The sequence below is a fragment of the Roseomonas elaeocarpi genome, from assembly GCF_042433915.1.
Taxonomy (GTDB): domain Bacteria; phylum Pseudomonadota; class Alphaproteobacteria; order Acetobacterales; family Acetobacteraceae; genus Roseomonas; species Roseomonas elaeocarpi.
Genome location: NZ_JBHLUN010000001.1, coordinates 189457 through 213280 on the forward strand (window position 1 = coordinate 189457; position 23824 = coordinate 213280).

Consider the following 23824-nt stretch of genomic DNA (forward strand, 5'->3'; position numbering starts at 1 on the left):
GGCGATGCGCGACCTTCTCTTCGCCGCGACGCTGGTGGCGCTGCTGGCAATGGTGGTGGCCCGGCCCTTCGCCGGGATCCTGCTGTGGTCCTGGATATCGTTCATGAACCCGCACCGGCTGGTCTGGGGACCCGCCTCCGAAATGCCCTGGGCGCTGTCCGTTTTCGCCGCGCTGGTGATCGGCTGCGTGGCGGTGGGCGAGGTGCGCAGGCCCGTCTGGAACGCGGTGACGATCCTGCTGTTGGGGCTGATGGCGTGCTTCACCGTGACCTCGGTCACGGCGCTGGGCGATCCCACGGCGGTCTGGGCGAAGTGGGAGCAGACCATGAAGGTGCTGCTGGTGCTGCTCGTCACCGCATCGATGCTGACGGACCGGCGGCGGGTGCACGCGCTGGTGTGGGTGATGGTGATCTCGCTCGGCTACTACGGCGTGCGCGGCGGGATCTTCGCGATCGTCAACGGCGGCAACTACCGGGTCTGGGGCCCGGCGCAGACGATGATCACCGACAACAACCACCTGGCCGCGGCCATGCTGGTGACGCTGCCGCTGATGAACTGGCTGCGGATGCACTCGGCGCACCGCCTGGTGCGCAACGGGCTCGCGGTCGCGATGGCACTGACGCTGCTGGCGACGGTGGCCAGCTACTCGCGCGGCGCGCTGCTCGGCTTACTGGCGGCGGCCTTCGTGATGTGGCTGCGCACCAGCAGCAAGATCATCTCCGGCGCGGTGCTGGCGGGTTGCCTGGCCGGTGCCATCACCTTCATGCCGGCCGCCTGGACGGACCGGATGAACACCATCTCCACCTACCAGGAGGACGAATCAGCTTCGGAGCGTCTGGTGTTGTGGAACATCTCGTTCCACCTCGCGCTCAGCCGGCCGCTGGTGGGGGCGGGCTTCACCGGCCCCTACAACCGCGCGGCGGTGGACACGGTGGCACCGGGCGGGCCGGCGCGCGCCGTGCACAGCATCTGGTTCGAGCTGCTGGGCGAGCACGGCTTCCCGACCTTTTTCCTTTGGGTGGGGCTGACGGTCTCGGGGCTGTTCTACGCCTGGCGGCTCGGCCGCGTGGCGCGGGACCGGCCGGACCTGACCTGGGCGCGGGACCTCGGGCGCATGGCCCAGGTCTCGATGGCCGCCTACCTCGTCAGCGGCACCTTCCTGTCGCTCTCCTACTGGGACTTCTACTGGACGCTGCTGGTGGTCGTGGGCGCCACCCATGGCCTGGCGCGCGCAGCGCTGTCCGGGCGAGCCGCTGCGCCGGCCGAAGCGGCGATGGGCGCGGCGCGAGGCTGGCGGGCGTTGGCGGGGCGACCGGCCATTCCCCGCGTCGCGGGAAAGGCCGGCGCATGACCTGGCTGTTGAAGGAGCGCGCGCATGGACGGCCTCTACTTCCTGGCAATGCTCGCGGGCATCGCGTGGCTCACCTGGTGGGCGGTGCGGGATCCGGACAACGCCTCTTGGTCGCCCTTCGACATGCGAGGCGAGACGCCGCCGGTGCGGCGCGCGTCGGGACGGCAGCGTCGTGAGCGCGTCGCGCGCGGTCGACGCGCCCATTCCGATGCCGATGCGGCGCGCGCAAAGTCCGATCCGGCTCCTGACCTTCAGCAGCCTTTATCCGAGCCCCGGCCGCCCCAACCATGGCGTCTTCGTCGAGAACCGTCTCCGGCATCTCGTCGCGGGCGGTGAGGCGGAAAGCACGGTGCTGGCGCCGGTGCCGTGGTTCCCCCTGCGCGGCGGGCGAGGCCCGGCGGAGGTGCTGCGGCACGGGCTGCGGGTGCATCACCCCCGCTTCCTCGCCCCGCCCGGGCTGGGGATGCTGACGGCGCCCGCCACCCTCTACGCCGCGGCCCGTGCGGCGCTGGCACGCCTGCGGAAGGGCGGCTTCGACTTCGACCTGATCGACGCGCACTACCTTTACCCCGACGGCGTGGCCGCCCTCCGGCTCGGGCAGGAGCTCGGCAAGCCGGTGGTGATCACGGCGCGGGGCTCCGACGTGAGCCAGCTCCCGAACTATCGCCTGCCACGGCGCGCGATCCGCCGGGCCATCGAAGGAGCCGACGCGCTGATCGCCGTCAGCGCGGGGCTGCGGGACGGGTTGATGGCGCTCGGCGCGCCGGCGGAAAAGGTGACCGTGCTGCGCAACGGCGTGGACCTGGACCTGTTTCACCCCCCGCCCTCCCGCCAGGCCGCGCGCGCGGCTCTCGGGCTGGGCGAGGAGCCCGTGCTCATCTCGGTCGGCCATCTGATTGAGCGCAAGGGACATCATCACGTCGTGGCTGCCCTGCCGATGCTGCCGGGCCACCGCCTGCTGATCCTGGGCGAAGGGCCGGAACGCGCGGCGCTGCTCGCCCTGGCGCGGCAACTGGGGGTGGAGGAGCGTGTGCGGCTCGTCGGCGCACAGCCGCATGCGGCCCTGCCGGAATGGTACGGCGCGGCGGATGCGATGGTGCTCGCCTCCAGCCGCGAGGGCTGGGCCAACGTGCTGCTGGAATCCATGGCCTGCGGCACGCCGGTGGTGGCGAGCCCGGCCTGGGGCAGCCGCGAGGCGGTGCGCTCGCCCGCCGCGGGGCTGGTGCTGGAGGAAACGACGCCGGAGGCGGTGGCCGCCGGGGTGCGGCGCCTGTTGGCCGACTCGCCGGACCGGGCCGCCACCCGCCGCTATGCCGAGGGCTTCGGCTGGGATGACACCACCGCCGGCCAGATGGCGGTGTTCCGGCGCGTCCTGGCGGCGAGGGCGGGGGCGTGATGCGTCGCCGCGACCTCCTGGCCGCCGCGGCGGCCTGCGCCGTGCCCGGCGGAGCGGTGGCGCAGGTGCGCGCCCCCGCGCCGGCCTGCGCGTCACAGCCCGGCGACGTGGTCGGGCTGGTGCTGGAAGGAACGGGCGGGCCGGCCGGCAGCGTCGCCGTGTTCGGCCAGGCCTTCCGGCCGGGCGACGTGCCGAACAGGGGCGCCGGGCTGCGGGCGCGGCTCGCGGATGGGCGGCCCCTGCCGGTCCAGCTCGACGTGAAGACCCGCCACCCCGACGGCTCGGCCCGCTGGGCAGTGGTGGCCCTGGCCTGTCCGGCCCTGTCGCGCGGCAGCCGGCAGGGAGTGGTGCTTTCAGCCGCCGTGGAGGCGGCGGGGCCGCCGCTGGACCTCACCGCGGCACTGGCCGGGCGGCAGGCCATCGTCACGGTGCGTCCGGCCGGCGGGGCGGCCGGCGGGGCGGAGTGGAGGATGGATCTCCTGCCCGCCTTCCGGGCCGCGCTGGCGGAGGCGCCCTGGCAGAGCGGACCGCTGGCGGTGGCGGCGCGGGTTTCGGCCGCCGTGCCCGCCTCCGCGACAGGGGGCGTCGCCTCGCTGCGGCTCGTCGCGGACGTGGCGCTGCGGGCCGATGGATCACTCTGGGTGGAGGCCTGGTTCCGCAACGACGTGGCAATGCGCCCGAACGGCGGCGAGGCCGCCTACGCGGCACAGCTGGTGATGGACGGGCGCGTGGCGCTGGAGGCCAGGATTCCACGGCAGTTCCAGTACACCGGCTGGGGCCGTCTCATCGGCACTGTTCGCGAGGGCGCGGCCCCCGCCCCGCCCTGGGTGCGGCACGACGCCGCCTACCTCGCCGACGCGGCGGCAGTCGCGCGCTACGATCTCGCGACCGGGGTCGACGAGGGCGTGCTGGCGCGGATGGGACAGGCAGTGACCTCGCCCGGCTGGGCCGCGGCCCTGACCGGGCGGGGGATCACGCAGGACATGGCGCAGACCGGCGGGCGGGCCGATATCGGCCCCGCCACCATGCCGCAGGCCGCCTGGCTGATCACCGGCGACCCACGCGCGGCCGCCTATGCCCTGGGACAGGCCGAGGCGGCGGGCTCCATCCCCTGGCACTACTGGGACCCTTCCGGCGGCAGCGGGGCCGGCGGCTGGATCGACACGCGCCGCTGGCCCCGGCTCTGGAGCGACGGGCGGGGCGGCCCCGCGCCGGGCGGGCTGATGCAGCCCATCGCGGGCGATACCGGCTGGCGGGCCGACTGCGCGCACCAGCCGGACCTGAACTTCGTGCCCTTCCTGCTGACTGGGCGCCGGGCGCTGCTGGACAACCTGCAAGCCCAGGCCTCGTGGTGCGTCGTGTCGCAGTGGCCCTCGCCGATGGCGCGCGGGACGTCCGGCGCCGCGGGGCCGGGGGAGGGCGTGAACGTGGTGCGCGGCAACCAGGTGCGCGGCGCCGCCTGGTCCCTGCGCCAGCTCGAGAACGCGGCCTGGGCCAGCCCGGACAATGATCCCGACCGCCCCTGGCTGCGGGCCGCGGCCGCCGGGAACTGGGCCTGGATCCGCGCGCAGATCCCCGGCTGGACGGCAGCCCAGGGCGAGGCACACGGCTGGATCCCAGGCGAGTACGGCACCCCCGGCGTGCTGCCGCCCTGGCAGCAGGACTACTTTGCCTCCACGGCGGCCATCGCCGCGCGACGGGGGGACGAGGCAGCGCGTGCCGTGCTGGCCTGGATGGCAAATTTCCTCGTCGGGCGCTTCGGGGCGGCGAACCGCGGCTTTGCCCGGAACGACGGAGCCGCCTACCTGATCGCGAACCTGTCCTCCGCCGGGCAGTCCCTGGGCAGCTGGGCGGCGATCGGGGACGCGACGCGGGCCAGAGCCCTTTCAAACGGCGGGGGCTGGAGCAAGAGTGAGGGCGACTACGCGCAGCTGGCACTCGCATCGCTCGCGGCCCTTTCCGACGCGCTCGGCTCCGAGGAGGCAGAACAGGCCTACGCCTGGCTGGCGGGTGCCGGCGCGCCCTTCACCCGCCCGCAGGACTTCGCCCGCGACCCGACCTTCCACATCGTCCCGCGTGGGCGCGGCGGTTCCCGGTGCGCATCATGAGCGGCTGGGCATGAGGGGCGGGCGAAGGGCAAAGCGATGATCCTCGTCTTCGACATGACCAACGGCGGCACCGCCCACGTGCCGATCAACCGCGGCCTGCTGCAGGCCGTGGCGCTCGCCCTTCCCGGCACCGCTGTGCGGTTCTATGCCGAGGCAGACCACCTGGACGCGCTGCGCGCCGATCCGGCGATGCGGCGCCTGCCGAACCTGCGCTTCGCCGCCATCACGCTCTCGCCGCTGCACCGCTGGAAAACGCATATCGTCTCGGCACGCCGCTTCTGGCGGGAGTTGCGGACGATCCGAACCGCGCTGCGGGCCGCCACGCGCGAGGCGGGCAGCGCGGAGCCGCACCTCATCCTGCTCGCCTCCACCACGCCCACGGCCATCCTGGCGGCGCTGATCGTGGCGCGCACGGCGCGGCAGTCCATCTCCGTGCAGGTCGGGATGCACGGCAACCTGAACGAGGTGGTCGGCTGGCGATCGCGCCATCCGCTGATCCGCCGGCTCGACCTGCACGCCATGCTCGCGCGGCCGGCGCGACGGTTGAGGCTGCTGGTCTTCGAGACCGTGATCCGCGAAGCGCTGGAATCCATCATTCCCGGCAGCCTGCGTCGCACCGACGTGCTGCCGCATCCCGTGGACACGCGAGAAGCGGCGGGTCACCCACCGCCGCTGCTGGACGGGCCGCTGCGCATCGGCATCGTGGGCATGGCCACGGGCTCCAAGGGGATCGACGCCTTCCTGCGCACCGCGCGGCTGTTCCGCGCCCGCCACGGCGACCGGATCGAGTTCCACATCGTCGGCGGTCGCCCGCACACCATTCCGGCCGAGTGCTTCGCCGACATCGCGCATCCCGTGGAGATCGGGCACATCCCCCGCGATACCTTCGTGGCGCGGCTGGCGCAGCTGCACTACGTGTTCCTGCCGCTGCAGCCCGGCTACTACAGCCTTTCGCCCAGCGGCGGGCTGATGGATGCCGTGGCCTGGTGCAAGCCGGTGATCGCCGCCCGGGTTCCCATCACCGAGGCGCTGTTCGACGAGGGCGGCGACATCGGCCATCTCTGCGACGATCTCGCGGGCATGCAGGCGGTGCTGGAGGATGTGCTGGCCAGGGGCCCCGACCGTGCCCGTTACGAGGCCCAGGTGGCGGCGCTGCGCCGGCTGCGCGAGGGCCGCGGGCCGGAAGCGCAGGCGGTGGCGTACCGGACCATCCTGCGTCGTGGCTTTCCGGAACTGTTCCGCCCCGCCGGCGGGCCAGTCCCGTCACCCGCCCGGCAGCACGCCTCAGCCCCGGCCGCCACCCGCGCGCCAGGACCCGAGGGCGAGGAGCGTGCCGCCGAGGAAGCGCGGTAGCGGCGGCGGCAGGGTGGAAACCCCCAGCTTGAGCCTGGTTCTCCACCCCCGGTGCCCGCCGGGCAGCTGCGCGTAGATCTGCCGCACCGCCGCGTGGTCGTGGCGCCCGAAAGCGATGTCGAGCGCGTCGGCGCGCCGGCGCGCGGCGCTGTCCCGGATGGCGGCGGCGTGCTGCACCAGGGAAGGGCGCCGCCGGAGCACGTGCTCCAGGATCGCCGCGTCGCCGAGATTCATCGCCTGCACGTCGGCGGAATAGTTGCCGGCGTGCTTGCGGATCTCGACCAGCGGCCGCGACACCACGCCGAAGGGCGCATGCTCCGCCAGCAAGAGGGCGGTCGCGAAATCCGTGCCGACCACGCGCCCCACCGACGCGTCCCAGCCGCCGATACCCAGCAGGAAGCGCCGGTCCGCCACCATGCAGGACGGAAAGAAAGGCTGGAAGTGGATCAGCCGGTCCACGATCGGCGCGTCGAACACCGCGCCGCCGTCCGGTGTCACGGGGCGGAGGCCGCCCCAGTAGCCGGGCGGCGCCGCATCGAACTTCCGTGCCGTGCCGTGCTGTCCGTCCTGGAGGATGGTGAAGTTGGCGAAGGCGACGCGCGTGCGGGGTTCGGCCGCCCAGAGCGCCGCCATGGCACCGAGGAAATCCGGATGCCAGAGATCGTCGCTGTCGCAGAAGGCCACCAGATCGCCACTCGCGGAAGCAAGCCCGAAGTTGCGCGCCGCGAGATCGCCGGAGTTCGGGATGCGGCAGGCCGTGACGAGGCCCCCGTAGCGCGCGGCCAGCATGGCGGCCGTGCCGTCCGTGGAACCGTCATCCACCACGATGATCTCGTGCGGCCGCAGGCTCTGGTTGAGGATGGCGTCGAGCGTCTCGCCCAGCAGCGCCGCGCGGTTGTAGGTCGGGACGACGACGCTGATGCACGGATGCTCCGGCGAAGGCATGCCTTCCGCCGGTCCGGTCATGGCCGCTGCTGCCCGTGGCGGCACGGCGTCACCCGACCCGCCGGAAGATGAGGTCGGCCATGTCGAAGGAAGTGCGGGTGAAGGGGATCAGAGTGGTGGACACGGGACGGATGTAGAAGCCAGGACGATAGTCGTTCGCGACCTCGAAGGGATGGAAGCCGGCCTCCCGGAACAGGCTGAGCAGCGCTTCCAGCGATCCGCCCGTTTCTTCCAGCGCCGCCGGCTTCACCTCGACGAGCACCTCGGCATCCGCGCGTAGTCGCGGCAGGACGTCCTTCATGCCCTGCAGCACCATCCACTCCGCACCCTCGACGTCGATCTTGATCAGCCGTGCCGCAGCGATCTCCTCATCCGGCACGATCTGCGCGAGGGGCCGCCCTTCCACCGTCGCCTCCCGCCGGGCGCCGTTGCGGGCCGCTTCCTCGGCGACGATGGTGGTGCCGCCCAGATTCGTGTCATCGTGCAGGAAGACGGTTACCGGACCCGCTTCCGCCGTGGCCGCCATGTTGTAGGCGTGCACGTTGGAGGCGCCGTTCGCTCGCAGGTTCCGCTCCAGACGGCGGAAGATCCCGGGCGAGGCTTCCACCGCGTGCACGCGCCCGCGCGGCCCGACGAGGCTGGCGGCGAGCAGCGTGTGCAGACCGACATTGGCGCCGATGTCGATCACCACGTCGCCCGGCTTCAGCGCGGCGCGGAGAAGCGCCGTGACCGAAGGCTCCCAAACCCCGAAGAAGTAGACGTAGCTGTGCACCACGTCCGGGAAGGCACCCTCCAGCCTTGCCCCGAAGCGCGTCCGCGCCTCGATGCGAAAGGAGCGCCAAAGGATGTGGCGGTGAACGATGCGTCGCCAGAGCCATTCCTTGCCGGAGCGCAGCGGAACGTGCCGGAAGTAGAGCCGCAGCCCGCTGCAGGCAGCGCGCAGCACCATGGGCAAGCCTTGCGAAAGCACGGTCGCGTTCATCGGATGTCCTGAAGGGGAAAGATCTCGGTGCGGGCGTAGCGGAGTCGCTGGGCCGGTCCGGTGCCGCCGCCGAGCCACATCCGCAGGAAGACGGCGAGATCACCGATCTCGCGCGGGTCCATGCCGTAGGTTTGGAGGGCCAAGCGCAGCGCGCGGAAGCGGTGCCCCGCAAGAAGGTTGTTGAGTGCCAGCCCCTTGCTCGCGCTGTAGCGCGCCCAGCGCAGCTCCCGCCGGACGTCACGCAGCAACGGATCCGCGGCCGCCAGGCGGTGCATCCGCAGGGAGGAGGGCAGGAGACGGGCTGACGAGGCGGTCAGGCCCGCGCCGGTGCGCCGCCACGCATAAACATCGGCGTTGAGCAGGTGCAGTGGCGCCAGAACCGAGAGCTTGGCGAGAAACAGGAAGTCCTCGTAGTAGCGAAGACCATCCGCGAAACCGCCTATGCGCGAAGCGAGATCGCGTTTCACCATGACTGCGCCGAGATGCATCCAGAAATTTGCGATCAGCTGACGCGTGAGGGCGGGGCCGCGATGCACGGCACCTTCCACGCTGCCCATTGCTTCAGCGATGCCCGGTTCACTGCAGAAACGGCCGTCGCGATGCAGCGTGACGTGCCGGCCGCCGATCCATTCCGGGCTTTGCCGCGTGACAAGCGCCCGGGCTGCTTCCATCCGCCCCGGCAACCAGAGGTCGTCCGCGTCCAGGAAGCCGATCCATTCCGTCCGTGCCTCGCCGATGCCGCGGTTACGCGCCGAGGCCGGGCCACCGTTGCTGTCTTGCCGGACGAGGCGCACGCGCGGCTCGGCGTGCAGGCATCGCAGTGCTTCCAGCGTGGCGGGCTTCGACGACGCATCATCGACGAGGATGAGCTCCGCGACGCCGCTCTTCTCGCCTTCCGATAGCACCGACCGTGCCGCGGCGCGCAGCAACGCCGGATCGCTGTTGAAGACGGGACAGATGACGCTGAGTTCCAAGGGCCGGTCCTGACCGCCAAAAGGAGGAGCCTTGGAAACAATCTCTGACAACCTGGGAAATTCATCAATGAAAACGGGCAAAAACTAAGTGTATCAGCGTCAATTTTAAAGAAAATTAGCCCTACTAAGCGAATGTAAAATGTAAATAATGTAAATATCACAATAATACTTATGCTGGCGCCGCTGTCAGGTTATTTTCCGCTTTGTGGTCTTGTCGAAGGGAGTCACAGCGATGGCGACGTTCCTCGTGACCGGTGGCTGCGGGTTCATCGGTTCCCACCTTTGCGCCGCGCTTCGTGCCAATGGGCATGGAGTGCGGGTACTAGATGATCTTTCCAGCGGTTCGGAAGCCAATCTCGTGCCCGGCAGCACGTTTCTGCTCGGCGATGTTTGCCAACCCATGGCGCTGCGCGAGGCCCTGGACGGCGTCGACGGCTGCTATCACCTCGCGGCCATCGCCTCCGTGCAGCGTGGCGAGCGGGAATGGCTGGTGACCCATCGCACCAACCTGTCCGCGACGGTGGCGCTGTTCGAGGCGGCGCGTGGCCGCGGCATTCCCGTGGTCTACGCTTCCTCCGCCGCCGTTTACGGCAGCACCGGTGCCCTGCCCCTGCACGAGGATTCAGTTGTCCGTCCGCTGTCGGCCTACGGCGCCGACAAGCTGGGCTGCGAGCAGCACGCGCGCGTGGCGGGCCACGTCCACGGCATCCCCACCGTGGGCTTACGCTTCTTCAACGTCTTCGGTCCGCGGCAGGACCCGACCTCGCCTTACTCGGGCGTGATCTCCATCTTCTGCGACCGCCTTCTGCGGACGCAGGCGCTGAACATCTTCGGGGACGGCCAGCAGACCCGCGACTTCATCTTCGTCGAGGACGTCGTGCGTGCCCTGCTCGCGGCGATGGCGCGTGCGGACACCACGGCGCCCGTCTTCAACATCTGTACCGGGCAAGGCACCTCGGTCCTGCAGCTGGCCGCCCTGGTGGCGGATCTTTGCGGCGTAAAAGCCGAGATCATCCACCAGCCCGCGCGGGCTGGAGAGGTGCGGCACTCGATCGGTTCACCCCTTCGCGCGCGGGAATATCTCGGCCTGGGCTCCACCGTGGCGATCCGCGACGGGCTGGAAGCGACCCTGGCCTGGATGCGGGAAGGACGGCCAGGGCTGGCACCATCGGCTCACTCCGGCCTCAGCGCCAGAGCGCCCATACGGCAAGGCCGATGAGCCCCCACCCGAGCAGCGAGAGCGCCGCGATCAGCAGCGAGGCCGCAGGCCAGGACATCCGCCGCGGGCTGGTCGTGTCAGCCGGCTCCGCACCATTGGTGCCCCGGTCGGGAGCGGTCCGCCCGGGGTCGGTGCGGCCAGGTTTCATACGATGTCTCCTGCGGCGCGAGCGAGCCGTGATGCGCGGCGGCCCTCCTCCGTGGCCGTCCTGGACAGGCTGTCCATAGCACGGACGAAGGTCGTCAGCGGTTGCAAAGGGGATCTGCTCAGCATGTGTGGTGTGGTCGGCATCTTCCAACCATCCTTCGCAACGCCGGACCTCGCATTGGTCCGTCGCATGGCGGAGGCCGTTCGGCATCGCGGCCCGGACGGCGACGGCTTCCACGCTGAACCCGGCCTCGCGCTCGGCCACCGGCGCCTGGCGATCGTGGATCTGGCCGGCGGCGCGCAACCGATGGCGACGCCCGACGGTGCGCTGGTGATCTCCTTCAACGGCGAGATCTACAACCACGCCGCGCTGCGCCGTGAGCTGGAGGCGCTGGGACATCGCTTCGCCACCCGCTCCGACACGGAGGCGATCCTGCATGGCTGGCGGCAATGGGGCGCGGGCTGTCTCGACCGCCTGAACGGAATGTTCGCCTTCGCGCTGTGGGATCGCGACGGCGGACAGCTTTTCCTCGCGCGTGACCGGCTGGGCGAAAAGCCGATGCACTACGCCGCCCTGCCGGATGGCAGCATCGCCTTCGCCTCCGAGATTGCCGGGCTGCTGGCGCTGCCGTCACTCCCGCGCCGCCTGGACCCGGCCGCGATCGATGATTTCCTGGCACTCGGCTACGTGCCGGACCCGCACACGATCCATGCCGCGATCCGGCGCCTGCCGGCCGGCTACTTCCTCCGGCTGAGCAGGGGCGAAACGCGGTTGCCGCCGCTGCGGCGCTACTGGCAACCGCCTCGCGGTGTCGTCGCGCCCGGCGGCGCACCGGCGGAAGAACTGGCGGCGCGGCTCGAGGAGGCCGTGCGGCTGCGGCTGATGTCGGACGTGCCGCTGGGCTGCTTCCTGTCGGGCGGCCTGGATTCCAGCGCCGTCGCGGCCGCCTCGGCGCGCGCGGGGCAGCCGCTGGACAGCTTCACCATCGGCTTCGAGGGCGCGGAGGACGAGCGGCCCGCCGCCGCGTCGCTGGCCGAACTGCTCGGTGGCACGCACCGCGCCCAGGCCGCCGCAAGTGACCCACTGGAAGACGCCCGCGCGCAGGCTGCCCTGTTCGGCGAACCCTTCGGTGACACCTCCTCCGTGCCAACCCTCGCGGTGTGCCGGCTGGCGCGCGGCCACGTCACCGTGGCCCTGTCGGGCGATGGCGGGGACGAGGTCTTCGCGGGATACCGCCGCTACCGCTGGCACCAGCTGGCCGAGGCGGTTCGGCGCCACATCCCCGCGCGGATCCGCCGCCCGCTGATCGGTTCGCTCGCCCGCGCCTATCCCAAGCTGGACCGGGCACCGCGCTGGCTGCGCGCCAAGCACACGCTGACGGAGATCAGCCTCGACAGCGCGCTCGGCTACTACAACACCGTCTGCCGCATCGCGCAGGAACGGCGGCGCGCCCTGCTTTCCCCAGCGATGCGGAGCGCGGTGGAAGGGCACGACCCCGCGGCGCGTTTCGGCGCGCTGATGGAGGAATGCGACCCGGACGAGCCGCTGCTCCAGGCCCAGTACGCCGACCTGCACACCTACCTGCCCGGCGACATCCTGACCAAGGTGGACCGCACCAGCATGGCCGTGTCGCTGGAGGTGCGGCCGCCGCTGCTCGACCACACGCTGGTGGAATGGGGCCTCGCCCTGCCGGCCGCGCTGAAGCTGCGCGGCGGCACCGGCAAGCGCGTGCTGCGGGACGCGGTGCACGGCCTGCTGCCCGACGAGGTGCCGGCGCGGCGCAAGCAGGGCTTCGCCGCGCCGATGGGCAAGGCGCTGCGCGCCCGGATGCCGCAGCTGCGCGCGCGGCTGCTCGGCCCGGCCATGCTCGACAGCGGTCTGTTCGACGGCGCGGCGCTGGCGCGCCTGATCGCGCAGCACGCCGATGGCCGCTTCGACCACGCACAGGTGCTCTGGCAACTGCTGGTGCTCGAGGGCTTTCTCGCGGGTGCCGCGGCGGAGGAGCGCGCCGTGCCCGACGCTGCGGCGCTGGCGTGGTGAAGGGCACGGTGCCGCCGTCGCGTGACGGCATCCTCGCGGCCACGGCGCGCGGCGCGGGCTGGGTGATGGCGTGGCGCATGATGACGCGGCTGCTGGGGCTGCTGAGCACGCTGATCCTCGTGCGCCTGCTGCCGCCCGGCGAGTTCGGGCTCGTCGCCCTGGCCACGGCCTTCGCCCTGGCACTGGACGTCTGCGTTTCGATCGGGGTGGAGGACCAGATCGTGCGCTCGCACGATCCGCGGCCGGAGCTCTACGACACCGCCTTTACGCTGAACGTCCTGCGCTGCCTGCTGCTCGCGGTCCTGATCGCGGTGGCGGCCGTGCCGGCTGCCGGCTTCTTCGGGGACGCGCGGCTGGCGCCCATCCTGTTCGCCCTCGCGGCCTCGGCAGCCGCGACGGGGCTGACCAATGTCGGCATCGCGGATTTCCGCCGGCACCTGAGCTTCGAGAAGGAATTCCACCTCCAGTTCCTGCCGCGCGTGGTGGGCATCGTGGTGACGGTGGCGGGCGCCTGGCTGCTGGGCAGCCACTGGGCGCTGGTGCTGGGCATCCTCGTCAACCGCCTCGGCCTGGTGGTGGCGAGCCACTGGCTGCACCCCTACCGGCCGCGCCTGTCGCTGACGGCCTGGCGGGAACTCGCGGGCGTTTCGGTCTGGAGCTGGGCGAACAGCCTCGCGACCGTGGTGCGCGACCGGGCGGACAGCTTCGTGATCGGCCGCGTGCTCAGCCCGGCGCGGCTGGGCGTCTACGCCGTGGGGGCGGAGGTCGCGGTGCTGCCGACCACCGAGATGGTCGACCCGATCTGCCGCGCCTGCATGCCCGGCTTCGCCGCCGCCCTGCGCCACGGCGATCCGGTGATGCTGGAAAACGCCTACCTGCGCATCGTCGCCCTGACGGCCTTGCTGACTATCCCCGCGGGCTTCGGCATCTCGCTCGTGGCGGGGCCGGTGGTGGCGCTGGCCTTCGGGCCGGCCTGGGTGGAGGCGGTGCCGGTGGTCCGGATCCTCGGCGTCGCCTGCACGCTGACGCTGTTCGGCGGCGTCAGCGCGGCGATGCTGAACGCGCGAGTTGCCCTGCGGACCCTGCTCGGCGTCACCGTGACGGCGGCCACCGTGCGCGTGGTCCTGCTGGTGCTGCTGACGCGGCCCTACGGCCTCACCGGTGCCGGCCTGGCAGTGGGCCTCGCGGTCATGGCGGAGCACCTCCTCCTCGTGGGCCTGGCCCTGCGCGCCCTCCGGATGCCGCTCGGGCGCTTCCTGGCGCAGCTGCGGCGGCCCGTGATCGCGACGGCGGTTATGGCCGCCGTGCTCTGGTGGACCGGGCTGGGCTGGGCGCCTGCCCCGGACACGGCGGCCGCGGCGGCACCGCTGCTCCTCGCCGGCGTCGCGCTCGGCGCCGCGGTCTTCGTCGCCGTGCTTGCCCTGTGCTGGCTCGCCATGGGGCGGCCGGTGGGCGCGGAAGCGGACATGACGGCGCTGATCCGCCGCATCGCCGGGCGTTTCCCGCGCCTGCGCGGGCGTGCCTCGCTGGCGCGGGAAAGCTGACATGGACATGCCGGTGTCGCGCGACGAGCTGCTGCCCGTGGGCGCGGATCGCGGGGAGGCAGAATGGACGGCGGCCGTGTTCGGACGGAACGAGGCGCCCTTCATCGCCGGCTGCATCCGCGCCCTGGCCAGGGCCGGGGAGGGCAGAAACCTGCACGTCACGGTGCTGCTGAACGGCACCACCGACGGTTCCGCAGCCCTGGCGGCGGCGGCCCTGCGCGAGGCCGGGTTGCGCGGCCGGGTCTTCCTGATCCCGCAGGCCGACAAGGCGAACGCCCTCAACCAGTTCATCCACGCGCTGCGGCCGAGGGCGGAGGTCGGGTTCTTCGTGGATGCCTACGCCGCGGTGGAGCCGGACGCGCTGCGCCGGCTGGCCGCGCGGCTGCAGACGCACCCGGACGCCCTGGCAAGTGCGGCCGTGCCGAGCACGGGCCGCAGCGCCGCCGCCCTGCGCGAGCGGATGCGGGTGGAGCCCGGGCTGCACGGCTCGCTCTTCGCGCTGCGCGGCCGCTTCCTGGACCGGGTCGCGGCGGCGGGGGTAAGGCTGCCGCTCGGCCTTTACCGCGGCGACGGGCTGGTCGGCTCGCTGGTGATGCACGACCTGGACGCGGCGCATGGCGGCTGGCGGACCGATCGCCTGCTGGTGGAGGAAGGCGCAACCTGGCGGGCGCCGACCCTGAGCCCGCTGCGCTGGCGCGACGCGCGTCGGCACTGGCACCGCCTGGTGCAACAGGGGCGCGGGCGGCTGCAATGGGCGGCGCTGCGCGACGTGCTCTACGCGGCGGACGGGCGCGGCGGCTTCGGCGCCATGCCCGGGGATGCCGACCGGCACGTGCTGGAATGGATCGCGCGTGACCCCACGGCACGGGCGCCGCGGTTCTGGCGCGATCCCTTCGCGGCGCTGGCCCTGCGCCGGATGCGCCGCGCCGCGCCCTGGGGTGACCTCGCGCCGCGCCTCGTCATGGACACGGAGGCCGCATGACCCCGCGCTCAGCCCTTCACCAGCCGCCGGAGCCGCGCCGCGAGGGCGAGCGGCGACAGCGCCGGCACACGCTCCGACCAGATGAGGCGCCCGGCGCCGTTCGCCAGGCTGCGCTTGTATTGCGCGTCCCCGGCCAGGAAATCGTACACGGCATCGCCCGCCGCCAGCGCGCGCTCCACCGCCATCGCGTGGCAGGTCAGCCCCGGCTTTTCCGCGGGTGCCGCCGCCGCCAGCCCGCTCTGATAGGCCAGCACGCGCCCACTCAGGCGGAAGTTGTAAAGGTAGCCCACCTCGGCTTCCCCTGCGGTCACGCGCAGCATGTCCAACTCCCCGCGCGCCGCGGCGGTCGCGATCAGCGCGCGGTGGAAGCGCAGCAGGAAGGGCGTGGCGAAGGCGCCGGGCGCGCCGCGTGCCGCCCACGTCCGGTCGTGCAGCGCGCGGAGCCGCTCGAACCATTGCAGCGCCTCGCCGGCCTCCGCCGCGCGCTCCAGCCGCAGCGGGCCGCGCTGCGCGAGCGCGCGGGCGGAGCGGCGCAGCTGCTGGCGCGTGTTGGCGCTGCGGGTCGCGAGGTAGTCGCCGCCGCAAGCCCGCACGGCCGCGAGGTCCAGCAGCGGCACGGGGCGCTCCATCTCGCGCAGCACGGTGCCCCCGGCCGCGGCGGCCAGCGCCGGCGCCGTGCCGCCGAGAACGAGGCGACGCACGCCGGGAACCTGCCACGCGGCGCGCAGCACGGCGGCCGCGGTTCCTTCCGGGGCACGTGCCGACACCAGGGGCGCGTTGTGCTCGATGAAGGGCGCGTCCAGCGCCGCATCGCCGCTTTCCGCGAGATGGAGGCGGCCGCGGCGACGGTTGAACAGGGCGAGCGCGAGGTTGCGCCCGCCCTCGCTCACCCGCACCAGGACGGGGTCACCGTAGCGCTCCTCCGCCAGGCATCCCACCCAACTCCAGGACTGGAAAAAGGACAGCTCCGCCACCTCGGGCTCGAGCGCGCGCCATTCCGCTTCCAGTTGGGCGAGGTCGCGCACGGGATGGGCGGTGATCTGCACGGGAACGATCCTGCCCCGCCATGGCGGCACCGCACAACGTGGGGGCCGCGCCGATGACCGGATCGTCGCGCCGCGTCCTGCACGTGCTGAAGTACTACCGTCCGGCCTTCACCGGCGAGGGCGTGTTCCTGGAGCGCTGCAGCGCCGTGATGCAGGAACTGGCGGGAACGGTGGAGCACGACCTCCTCGTCACCCACACGCCACGCCCGAGCCGTCCAGAGGCGGCGGGCTTCTGTTCCACGCTGCGGCGGGTGCTCTACCTCAATGCCGGGCCGGTCCCAACCGTCCTGCACCACGCCAGGCTGGCATGGTGGTTCCTGCGGAACCTCTGGCGCTACGACGCCGTGCACTTCCGCACCCACGCGGACTGGTACTTCGTCACCTACCTCCTCACCCGGTTGGCGGGGCGGCGGCTGGTGCTTTCGGCCACGCTGGACGACAGCCTGCCCGTGCTGATCAACCACTACCGGCCGGGGCTCCGGCGGCTGGTGGCGGTGGGGTTCCGGCTGTTTCACGCCTATGTCGGCATCAGCCCCCGCTTGCACGAGCAGAACCGCGCCGCCGCGGCCGTGCCGGAGCGCTGCCACCTCATCCCCTGCGGTGTCACCGTGCCGCTGGCCACGCCCGGAACGCGGGAGCGCGTGCGCCGCTCGCTCGGCGTCCGGCCGGCCGATCCCGTGCTGCTCTTCGTCGGCGGCCTTTGCGCCCGCAAGGACCCGCTCTTCCTGATCGAGGCGATGCCGGCCGTGCTGGCGCGTCATCCCGGGGCCCGGCTCGTCCTCGTGGGGCCGCCGCTGGAGCCGGACTACGTGCAGAAGTTGGAGGCGGCGGCCGCGGCCGGGACCGGCGCGTCGGTCGTCTTCGCGGGCGAGCAGCTGGACCCGCATCCCTGGTTCGAGGCGGCCGACCTGCTGGTCTTCGCGTCCCGGCTGGAGGGTTTCGGCACGGTGGTGCCCGAAGCGATGGCGCACGGGCTGCCCGTGGTCGCGCGCCGGTTGCCGGGGGTGAACGACAGCTTCGTGCTGGAAGGGGAAACCGGCTTCCTCATGGAAGACCAGGCTGCCTACCTGGAGGCCGTCCTGCGCCTCGCCGGTGACGCGGCGCTGCGGCGCCGGCTGGGCTCGGCGGGCAAGGCGCTCTGCGCCCGCAAGTTCGGGATGCGGCAGGTGGCGGCACGCTACCTCGGGGTTTACGGCGTGGCGGAGGCCGGTGTGCCATCGCCGGAGGGACCGGAAAGCGGGCTCGGCTGCACCGCCTCCATCACCGACAGCCGCTTCCACGCCCAGGCCAGCACCGCCGCCGCCGATCCGCAGGGCGTCCCGCTGCTGTTGACCATGGTGGATGCGGAAGAAGCCTTCGACTGGACCCATCCCTTCTCGCGCGATGCGCGCGACGTCACCTCCATGCGGAGCCAGCACCTCGCCCACCGCGTCTTTTCCCGTCACGGCGTGGTGCCCGTTTACCTGGCGGACCATCCGGTGGCGTCGCAGGACGCCGGGCGGGCGCCGCTGCGGGAACTGCTGCAGGGTGGGCTCTGCGATCTCGGCGCGCAGCTTCACCCCTGGGTCACGCCGCCCTTCACCGAGGCGATCGGCGAGGCCAACAGCTATGCCGGCAACCTGCCGGTCGCGGTGGAGCTGGAAAAGGCGCGTTGCCTGACGGGTGCGCTGGAGGACGCCTTCGCGATCACGCCGCAAATCTACCGGACCGGGCGCTTCGGCGTCGGCCCGCGCACCGCGGACGTGCTCAAGCAACTCGGCTACGTCGCGGACAGCAGCGTTTCCCCCTGCTGGCCCGCGGCGGCGCAGCGCCACGACCCAGGCGCCTGGGCCAGCCCTCCCGGGCCCTACTGGGTGGACGGGGAGCGGACGCTGATGGAGATCCCGGTCTCCGCGGCCCTGGTCGGTCGCCTGGCGCGGCATGGCGGACGCGTGGCGCCGTTCCTGTTCCGCCCCGGGGCGGACCGGCTCCGCCTCGCCGGTGCCGCGGCCCGGCTGGGATTGCTGGAGCGCATACGCCTCAGCCCGGAAGGCATGACGGTCGAGGAAGCGAAGCGGCTGACGCGCGCCATGCTGGCGCAAGGCCACCGCGTCTTTGTCCTGACCTACCATTCCCCTTCGCTGGAGCCCGGCAACACGCCCTACGTCCGCACGGTGGCGCAGCGGGACCGCTTCCTGGCCTGGCTGGACGCCTACTACACCTTCTTCCGGGAAGAGGTGGGTGGCCGCAACGCCACCTGGCGGGAGGTGCGCTTCGGGACGGCCGCGGCGGCCGCGTCGCCGCTGGCGCTGGCGTCATGATGGAGAACAGCATCCCGCTCCGTCAGGTGCTCACCGCGCTCGGCCTGCCGCCGCTGGTTCTCGTTCTCGCCTGCGTGGCGGGGGGGCTGCTGGCCTGGCGCGGCTCGCGGGCCGCGGGGCTCTGCGTGGCCATCATCGCCTCGATGCTTCTGCTGCTGGCCACGCCTGCCATCTCCGCCCTGCTCATGGCCTCGCTGGAGCGCGAGATCGCCGCGCCCGCACCCGTCTCGGGCGTGGTGCCGGCGGCCATTATCGTGCTCGGGGCCGAGGTGACGCATGGCCGGCACGGCGCGACGGTCGGGCCGCTGACGCTGGAGCGGCTGCGTGCCGGGGCGGCCCTGCACCGCCGCACGGGCCTGCCGCTCCTGGTCACGGGTGGCGTGCTGTCGCCCGGTGACCCCCCGCTCGCGGCCCTGATGGCGCGCAGCCTGGCCGAGGACTTCCACGCCCCCGTCCGGTGGGTGGAACCGCGGGCCGCCGACACGCGCGACAACGCCGTGTTCAGCGCCGCCATGCTGCGCGCCGAGGGGATCGAGGCCGCCTTCGTCGTCAGCCATGCCTGGCACCTGCCGCGGGCGCTGGAAGCCTTCGGGCGGACCGGGCTGGCCGCCGTGCCGGAGGCGCCGGACCTGGACGCCGCACCCCGCTTCGGCCTGCCGCAGTGGCTGCCCCGCGCGGACTACCTGGCCGAAAGCTGGTTCGCCCTGCGGGAATGGGTGGGGAGGCTGTTCTATGCCATCCGTGGCTGAAACCGGCACCGGGGCCAGCACGGCCGCCCGGCTGGTGCGGCTGGAGGACGCGCGCCTCCCGGCCTGGTGCGACCGCTACCTGGCGCCGCCAGGGGACGACTTCTTCGCCGCGCGGGACTGGTACGACACCGTTCTGGCCCATGCCGTGCCGCCGGGTGCCGCGCCGCTGCTGGCGGTGTGCGGCACGGTGGTGCTTCCGCTGCTGAGCGAGGGGCGGCGGCTGCGCGCCCTGGCCACGCCCTACACGCTGCGCTGGGAGCCGCTCGCCGCCTCGGGCACCGGCGAGACCGCGTTGCGCGATGCCGGTCGCGCCTTCGCCGGGCTGCTCCGCGGCCGCCCGCCGACCCGGTTGGAAGCCATGGACGATGCGTCGCCCGTGATGGCGGGGATGTCGCGCGGCCTCCGGGCCGGCGGGCTCGCCCTCGACCGCTACCGCCATTTCGGCAACTGGCGGCAGGTTCTGACGCCCGGCGGCGGCTGGTCGCGCTACCTGGCGAACCGCCCGCCGGCGCTGCGCACCACCATCGAGCGCAAGCTGGCCCGCGCCGCGCGAGAGTCGCGCTTCACGCTCGTGACGGCGCCGGGCGCCGTGCTGGACGCCGCCATCCGCGACTACCACGCCGTGCGGGCGCGTAGCTGGAAGCCGCCCGAGCCCGCGCCGGATTTCGACGCCGCCCTGATGCGCGCCGCCGCGGCCGTTGGCACCCTGCGCCTCGGCCTGCTGCACCGCGCGGCCGACGCCCGGCCATTGGCCGCGCAGTACTGGGTCGTCACGGGCGGCCGCGCCACCCTCCTGAAGCTGTCGCACGACGAGGCGGAGCGGGCGGCATCCCCCGGCACTGCGCTGACCGCGCTGATGATCCGCGCGCTGATCGAGGACGATGATGTCGGCGAGCTCGACTTCGGCCGCGGCGACGATCCCTACAAGCGGCTCTGGGTCGCGGAGCGCCGGCAGCGGGTCGGGCTGGTGATCACGGATCCCTGGCACCCCGCGGGGATGCTGGAACTGGCGCACCAGCTGGCCGGGCGGGGGCGGCGGAAGGTCATGGCCTGGCGGCGGGCGGTTCCTGCCGGGGAAGCGCAGAGGGAGGACGCATGAGGATTCTCTACAGCCACCGGATCCGCTCGCGCGACGGGCAGGCCGTGCATCTCGAGGCCATGGTCGCGGCCCTGCGCGCGGAAGGGCACGAGGTGCGGGTCGTGGGCCCCGCCGGCTTCGAGCGCGGCTCCCTCGGGGGCGACAGCCAGGCCGTGTCCTTTATCCGCCGGCGCCTGCCGGCCTGGGTTGGGGAGCTCGCGGAACTGGCCTACGCCGTGCCGGCCACGATCCGCCTCGACCGCGCCGCCGCCACCTTCCGGCCAGACGCGATCTATGAGCGCGCAAACCTGTTCCACCTCGCCGGCACCGTCGTCGCGGCGCGGCGCGGGCTGCCGCTCCTGCTGGAGGTCAACGCCCCGCTGGCCGAGGAGCGGGCGCGCTTCGGCGGGCTGGCCCTGCGCCCGATCGCGGCCCTGTTCGAGCGCCTGGTGTGGCGCCGTGCGGACCGGGTGCTGCCGGTCACGGCGGTTCTCGCGGCGCAGGTCGCGCAGGCGGGGGTGCCGGCCTCGCGCATCACCGTCGTGCCCAACGGCATCGCGCCGGAGGATTTCCCCGCCCGTCCCACCGCACCATCGCGGGACAACATCGTCCTGGGCTTCATCGGCTTTCTGCGGGACTGGCATGGCCTGGCCTCGGTGGTGCGCGCCGTGGCGGCGGTGGAGCCAGCGCTGCGTCCCGTGCTGCACGTGGCGGGCGACGGGCCGGCCCGCGCAGGGCTGGAGCGGACCGCCGCCGAGTGCGGCGTGGCGGACCGGGTGCGCTTCACCGGCCTCATCCCGCGTGAGCAGGTGCCGGAGGTCATCGCAGGGTTCGACATCGCGCTGCAGCCGGCGGCGGTGGCCTATGCCTGCCCCCTGAAGGTGCTCGAATACATGGCCGCCGGCCGCCCCATTCTCGCCCCGGACCAACCGAACATCCGGGAACTGCTGGAGCATGACCGCACGGCCCTGCTCTTCGATCCCGCCGATCCGGATGCGCTCTGGCGCGGCGCGATGCGGCTGGCGGGCGATCCGGCGCTGCGCCGCAGGCTCGGCGAGGCGGCAAGGGCCGAGATCCTGCGCCGCGACCTGACCTGGCAGGGCCATGCGCGGCGCGTCGCCCGCCTCGCCGCCGCGGAAGCGAGCCGTCGTGGCGCGCGACCCGCCGCCGGCACCGCGCCGGAGCCCGCCGCCTGATGTCCCTGTCCGCACCCATCCTGGACGAGGTTGCGCCCGAAGAGGAGCAACCCACGGCCGCACCCGCCGCGGCACCGCTGCTGCTGCACGTCTTTCCCAGCTTCGCGGTCGGCGGCGCGCAGGTGCGCTTCGCCGCGCTGGCGAACCGCTTCGGCGCGCGCTGGCGGCACGTCGTCGTCACCCTGGACGGCCGCTCCGACTGCCTGAAGCGCATCCAGGCCGGGGCGTCCGTCACCACGATCCAGCCACCCTGGGAGGTATCGCCAGGACCAGCGCAGCGGCTGGCGCGCATCGCCGCGCTGCTGCGCCGGCTGAACCCCGCGCTGCTGGTGACCAGCAACTGGGGCAGCATCGAATGGGCCATGGCCAACCGCCTCGGTCCTCGCCTGCCGCATCTGCACACGGAGGATGGCTTCGGGCCGGAGGAAAGCGGTGGGCAGTTCCGCCGGCGGATCCTGTTCCGCCGCCTCGTGCTGCGGCGAAGCAGTGTCATGCTGCCGTCGCAAACCCTGCTGCGGGCCGCGCAGGAAGTCTGGCGGCTGCCGACGCAGCAACTCAGCCACCTTCCCAACGGCATCGACCTCCGTCGCTTCCGGCCCGACGGCTTGAAGGCCCAGCTTGGCCTAGGCGGCGAGGGGCCGCTGATCGGCACCGTGGCGGCGCTGCGGCCGGAAAAGAACCTCGCGCGGCTCCTGCGCGCGGCGGCCCTGCTGCGGCAACAGGGCGTGGCATTCCGTCTGGTGCTGATCGGCGACGGACCCGAAAGGCCGCGGCTGGAAGCCCTGGCCGGGGAACTCGGCATCGGTGGCGTGACACGTTTCGCGGGCCACGTGGCGGACCCGGCGGCGGCCTACCGGGCGATGGATATTGTCGCCCTGTCTTCCGACACCGAGCAGATGCCCTTCTCGGTGCTGGAGGCGATGGCGACGGGCCTGCCCGTCGCGGCGACCGAGGTCGGCGATGTCCGCCTGATGCTGTCCGAAGGGAATGCGCCGTTTCTGGCGGCGCGCTCCGACGCCGCCCTGGCCGAAGCGCTGCGGCCGCTGCTGCTCGACGCCACGCTGCGGCATCGCATCGGCCGCGCGAACCGCTTCAAGGCGGAGCGCGACTACGACCAGGAAAACATGTTCCAGGCCCATGCCAGACTGATCGAACAAACGATGAGACCATGATGGACGGCGCGGCACAGATCTTCGCGACCCTGCGGGGAATCCGGCTCGCCTGTCCGAAGGACGGCCGGGCCCTGGAGGTGAAGGGTGCCATGCTGCGCTGCTGTGGATGTGGCACCGCCTGCCCGGTTGCCGGCGGCGTGCCGGTGCTGATCGACGACGACCGCTCTGCCTCTGCGGACTACAGCGCGGGCGCTCGCGCGATGGATCGCCGGTTTCCGATCGCGCCCTGGTGTTCAACTATCGCAGCGGCTTCGGCCTCGGCCCGGAACACCTGTCGCCGCCTTATGCGGGAAAGGCGATGAGGTTCTGCGTGACGTAGATCTCGCAGCGCTTCACGTCGTAGGGGGAAAGCGGCAGCAGGGCACCGTTCAGGCAGAGGCGGTAAATCTCGTAGCCTGGCAGGGCAGTAAAGAAGTCGCGCATCGTGGCGCGCGTCGCGATGTTGGCGGGAATGAATTCGAACTGGATCATGCCGATCCGGCGATCCCGGATGGCGCGCTCGGCACCTTTCAGCACGTTGAGGTCGAAGCCCTCGGTGTCGATCTTCAGGAAATCGACCCGGTCGATTCCCGCCTGCTCCAGGTAGGCATCAAGGGTGGTACACTCGATCACGTGCCGTACGACCCGGTCCGCGAACATGTCCACGGCGTCGCGGCTGAGACTGGCCTGCGTGGAGCCATCGCCATCGGCGAAGTCGAACAGTTCCAGTTCGCCGCGCTGATCGGACAGCGCCGTCTGCACCAGCGTGACGCTGCGGCCGGACAGGTGCCGCGAAAGGCGTTCGAAGGTACGGGGATGCGGTTCGAAGGCGTGTATGCGCGCGGTCGGCGCGAGGCGCGCGAGGTAATCCGCGTAGGAACCGTAGTTGGCACCGACATCGAACAACACGCCGCCTTGCAGGCGCCCCGCCATGCTGCGCAGAAAGCGTTCTTCCGCGACGTTGAGGCCGTGCCTGCCTTTGAAGTTGATGGCGATGCCGTTACAGCGCAGCGCGAAATCATAGATTGCTCTGCCCAGCCAGGCGGCAGAGGGCCTGTTGATGGCCCAGAGGAGCGGGTAGGCGGCCGATGCGGCCAGCTGCCGCATCAGGCTGTTCTGCCAGACTGGCGTGCGGACCGGACTCGTCGCCTGCGACATCGTGTGTCCTTGACCGTGACCGACAGCGGAATCTGTGTGCATGATGGCAACGATCTTAGCGGCGGGATAAGGAAATACCATCGCTTTCGTGCGTCGCAGCGATC

At 72.3% G+C, this 23824-nt stretch carries 19 protein-coding genes; 14 read left to right on the top strand and 5 right to left on the bottom strand.

Annotation, left to right across the window (positions count from 1 at the left end; genetic code table 11):
* The first annotated feature begins 4 nt into the window (after positions 1-4).
* The 4 genes from ACFFGY_RS00635 to ACFFGY_RS00650 all read left to right on the top strand — a co-directional run bounded on the left by ACFFGY_RS00635 (position 5) and on the right by ACFFGY_RS00650 (position 6208).
* A complete protein-coding gene (locus ACFFGY_RS00635; RefSeq protein ID WP_377042410.1) occupies positions 5-1351 on the top strand; it encodes a putative O-glycosylation ligase, exosortase A system-associated in 1347 nt (448 codons plus the stop codon).
* Between the two features lie 172 nt (positions 1352-1523).
* Positions 1524-2747, top strand: a complete 1224-nt coding sequence (locus ACFFGY_RS00640) for a glycosyltransferase (protein ID WP_377042411.1) — start codon at positions 1524-1526, stop codon at positions 2745-2747.
* A complete protein-coding gene (locus tag ACFFGY_RS00645; protein WP_377042412.1) occupies positions 2747-4855 on the top strand; it encodes a hypothetical protein in 2109 nt (702 codons plus the stop codon). Before ACFFGY_RS00640 ends, ACFFGY_RS00645 begins: the two co-directional genes overlap by 1 nt.
* Positions 4856-4891: 36 nt before the next feature.
* Positions 4892-6208: a glycosyltransferase family protein gene (locus ACFFGY_RS00650; RefSeq protein WP_377042413.1), complete on the top strand. Its 1317-nt coding sequence runs from the start codon at positions 4892-4894 to the stop codon at positions 6206-6208.
* On the opposite strand, the gene ACFFGY_RS00655 is transcribed toward ACFFGY_RS00650, so the two are convergent.
* Genes ACFFGY_RS00655 through ACFFGY_RS00665 form a run of 3 tightly spaced genes read right to left on the bottom strand, consistent with a single transcriptional unit; the run spans position 6140 to position 9109 of the window.
* Positions 6140-7174: a glycosyltransferase family 2 protein gene (locus tag ACFFGY_RS00655; protein WP_377042414.1), complete on the bottom strand. Its 1035-nt coding sequence runs from the start codon at positions 7172-7174 to the stop codon at positions 6140-6142. The two genes, ACFFGY_RS00650 and ACFFGY_RS00655, sit on opposite strands and share 69 nt — an antisense overlap.
* Positions 7175-7202: 28 nt before the next feature.
* The gene (locus ACFFGY_RS00660; RefSeq protein WP_377042415.1) at positions 7203-8135 is read right to left on the bottom strand and encodes an FkbM family methyltransferase; all 933 of its coding nucleotides are present in this window, start codon (positions 8133-8135) and stop codon (positions 7203-7205) included.
* Positions 8132-9109 carry a glycosyltransferase family 2 protein gene (locus ACFFGY_RS00665; RefSeq protein ID WP_377042416.1) on the bottom strand — a complete coding sequence of 326 codons (978 nt, stop codon included), beginning with the start codon at positions 9107-9109 and terminating at the stop codon, positions 8132-8134. The genes ACFFGY_RS00660 and ACFFGY_RS00665 overlap by 4 nt, the downstream gene beginning before the upstream one ends.
* A gap of 232 nt (positions 9110-9341) precedes the next feature.
* Here ACFFGY_RS00665 and ACFFGY_RS00670 point away from each other — a divergent pair, with 232 nt between their 5' ends.
* The 4 genes from ACFFGY_RS00670 to ACFFGY_RS00685 all read left to right on the top strand — a co-directional run bounded on the left by ACFFGY_RS00670 (position 9342) and on the right by ACFFGY_RS00685 (position 15042).
* A complete protein-coding gene (locus ACFFGY_RS00670; protein ID WP_377042417.1) occupies positions 9342-10328 on the top strand; it encodes an NAD-dependent epimerase/dehydratase family protein in 987 nt (328 codons plus the stop codon).
* A 271-nt stretch (positions 10329-10599) separates the two neighbouring features.
* A complete protein-coding gene (asnB, locus tag ACFFGY_RS00675) occupies positions 10600-12516 on the top strand; it encodes an asparagine synthase (glutamine-hydrolyzing) (RefSeq protein WP_377042418.1) in 1917 nt (638 codons plus the stop codon).
* Complete coding sequence (locus ACFFGY_RS00680; protein ID WP_377042419.1) at positions 12513-14060, top strand: oligosaccharide flippase family protein; 1548 nt, start codon at positions 12513-12515, stop codon at positions 14058-14060. The genes asnB and ACFFGY_RS00680 overlap by 4 nt, the downstream gene beginning before the upstream one ends.
* 1 nt (position 14061) lies before the next feature.
* A complete protein-coding gene (locus ACFFGY_RS00685) occupies positions 14062-15042 on the top strand; it encodes a glycosyltransferase (RefSeq protein ID WP_377042420.1) in 981 nt (326 codons plus the stop codon).
* 8 nt (positions 15043-15050) lie between these two features.
* Here the strand turns inward: ACFFGY_RS00685 and ACFFGY_RS00690 are convergent, their stop codons facing one another.
* Complete coding sequence (locus ACFFGY_RS00690) at positions 15051-16088, bottom strand: GNAT family N-acetyltransferase (RefSeq protein ID WP_377042421.1); 1038 nt, start codon at positions 16086-16088, stop codon at positions 15051-15053.
* Positions 16089-16108: 20 nt separating this feature from the next.
* Between ACFFGY_RS00690 and ACFFGY_RS00695 the strand changes: the two genes are divergently transcribed.
* The 6 genes from ACFFGY_RS00695 to ACFFGY_RS00720 are packed head-to-tail and all read left to right on the top strand — an operon-like array spanning position 16109 to position 22885.
* A complete protein-coding gene (locus ACFFGY_RS00695) occupies positions 16109-18388 on the top strand; it encodes a glycosyltransferase (protein ID WP_377042422.1) in 2280 nt (759 codons plus the stop codon).
* On the top strand, positions 18385-19137 hold the full coding sequence (locus tag ACFFGY_RS00700; RefSeq protein ID WP_377042423.1) for a YdcF family protein: 753 nt from the start codon (positions 18385-18387) through the stop codon (positions 19135-19137). Before ACFFGY_RS00695 ends, ACFFGY_RS00700 begins: the two co-directional genes overlap by 4 nt.
* The gene (locus tag ACFFGY_RS00705; protein WP_377042424.1) at positions 19121-20236 is read left to right on the top strand and encodes a GNAT family N-acetyltransferase; all 1116 of its coding nucleotides are present in this window, start codon (positions 19121-19123) and stop codon (positions 20234-20236) included. The genes ACFFGY_RS00700 and ACFFGY_RS00705 overlap by 17 nt, the downstream gene beginning before the upstream one ends.
* Complete coding sequence (locus tag ACFFGY_RS00710; RefSeq protein WP_377042425.1) at positions 20233-21411, top strand: glycosyltransferase family 4 protein; 1179 nt, start codon at positions 20233-20235, stop codon at positions 21409-21411. The genes ACFFGY_RS00705 and ACFFGY_RS00710 overlap by 4 nt, the downstream gene beginning before the upstream one ends.
* Entirely contained in the window at positions 21411-22583 is a 1173-nt protein-coding gene (locus ACFFGY_RS00715; protein WP_377042426.1) for a glycosyltransferase family 4 protein, read from the top strand. The genes ACFFGY_RS00710 and ACFFGY_RS00715 overlap by 1 nt, the downstream gene beginning before the upstream one ends.
* The gene (locus tag ACFFGY_RS00720) at positions 22580-22885 is read left to right on the top strand and encodes a hypothetical protein (protein WP_377042427.1); all 306 of its coding nucleotides are present in this window, start codon (positions 22580-22582) and stop codon (positions 22883-22885) included. Before ACFFGY_RS00715 ends, ACFFGY_RS00720 begins: the two co-directional genes overlap by 4 nt.
* On the opposite strand, the gene ACFFGY_RS00725 is transcribed toward ACFFGY_RS00720, so the two are convergent.
* Positions 22866-23720, bottom strand: a complete 855-nt coding sequence (locus tag ACFFGY_RS00725) for an FkbM family methyltransferase (protein WP_377042428.1) — start codon at positions 23718-23720, stop codon at positions 22866-22868. The genes ACFFGY_RS00720 and ACFFGY_RS00725 overlap by 20 nt on opposite strands.
* Between the last annotated feature and the right edge of the window lie 104 nt (positions 23721-23824).

Excerpts from the sequence above, each read along its gene's own strand:
- ACFFGY_RS00635 (WP_377042410.1), top strand. The coding sequence starts at position 5 with ATGCGCGACCTTCTCTTCGCCGCGACGCTGGTGGCGCTGCTGGCAATG.
- ACFFGY_RS00645 (WP_377042412.1), top strand. The coding sequence starts at position 2,747 with ATGCGTCGCCGCGACCTCCTGGCCGCCGCGGCGGCCTGCGCCGTGCCC.
- ACFFGY_RS00650 (WP_377042413.1), top strand. The coding sequence starts at position 4,892 with ATGATCCTCGTCTTCGACATGACCAACGGCGGCACCGCCCACGTGCCG.
- ACFFGY_RS00655 (WP_377042414.1), bottom strand. The coding sequence starts at position 7,174 with ATGACCGGACCGGCGGAAGGCATGCCTTCGCCGGAGCATCCGTGCATC.
- ACFFGY_RS00660 (WP_377042415.1), bottom strand. The coding sequence starts at position 8,135 with ATGAACGCGACCGTGCTTTCGCAAGGCTTGCCCATGGTGCTGCGCGCT.
- ACFFGY_RS00670 (WP_377042417.1), top strand. The coding sequence starts at position 9,342 with ATGGCGACGTTCCTCGTGACCGGTGGCTGCGGGTTCATCGGTTCCCAC.
- asnB (WP_377042418.1), top strand. The coding sequence starts at position 10,600 with ATGTGTGGTGTGGTCGGCATCTTCCAACCATCCTTCGCAACGCCGGAC.
- ACFFGY_RS00685 (WP_377042420.1), top strand. The coding sequence starts at position 14,062 with ATGGACATGCCGGTGTCGCGCGACGAGCTGCTGCCCGTGGGCGCGGAT.
- ACFFGY_RS00695 (WP_377042422.1), top strand. The coding sequence starts at position 16,109 with ATGGCGGCACCGCACAACGTGGGGGCCGCGCCGATGACCGGATCGTCG.
- ACFFGY_RS00700 (WP_377042423.1), top strand. The coding sequence starts at position 18,385 with ATGATGGAGAACAGCATCCCGCTCCGTCAGGTGCTCACCGCGCTCGGC.
- ACFFGY_RS00705 (WP_377042424.1), top strand. The coding sequence starts at position 19,121 with ATGCCATCCGTGGCTGAAACCGGCACCGGGGCCAGCACGGCCGCCCGG.
- ACFFGY_RS00710 (WP_377042425.1), top strand. The coding sequence starts at position 20,233 with ATGAGGATTCTCTACAGCCACCGGATCCGCTCGCGCGACGGGCAGGCC.
- ACFFGY_RS00715 (WP_377042426.1), top strand. The coding sequence starts at position 21,411 with ATGTCCCTGTCCGCACCCATCCTGGACGAGGTTGCGCCCGAAGAGGAG.
- ACFFGY_RS00720 (WP_377042427.1), top strand. The coding sequence starts at position 22,580 with ATGATGGACGGCGCGGCACAGATCTTCGCGACCCTGCGGGGAATCCGG.
- ACFFGY_RS00725 (WP_377042428.1), bottom strand. The coding sequence starts at position 23,720 with ATGTCGCAGGCGACGAGTCCGGTCCGCACGCCAGTCTGGCAGAACAGC.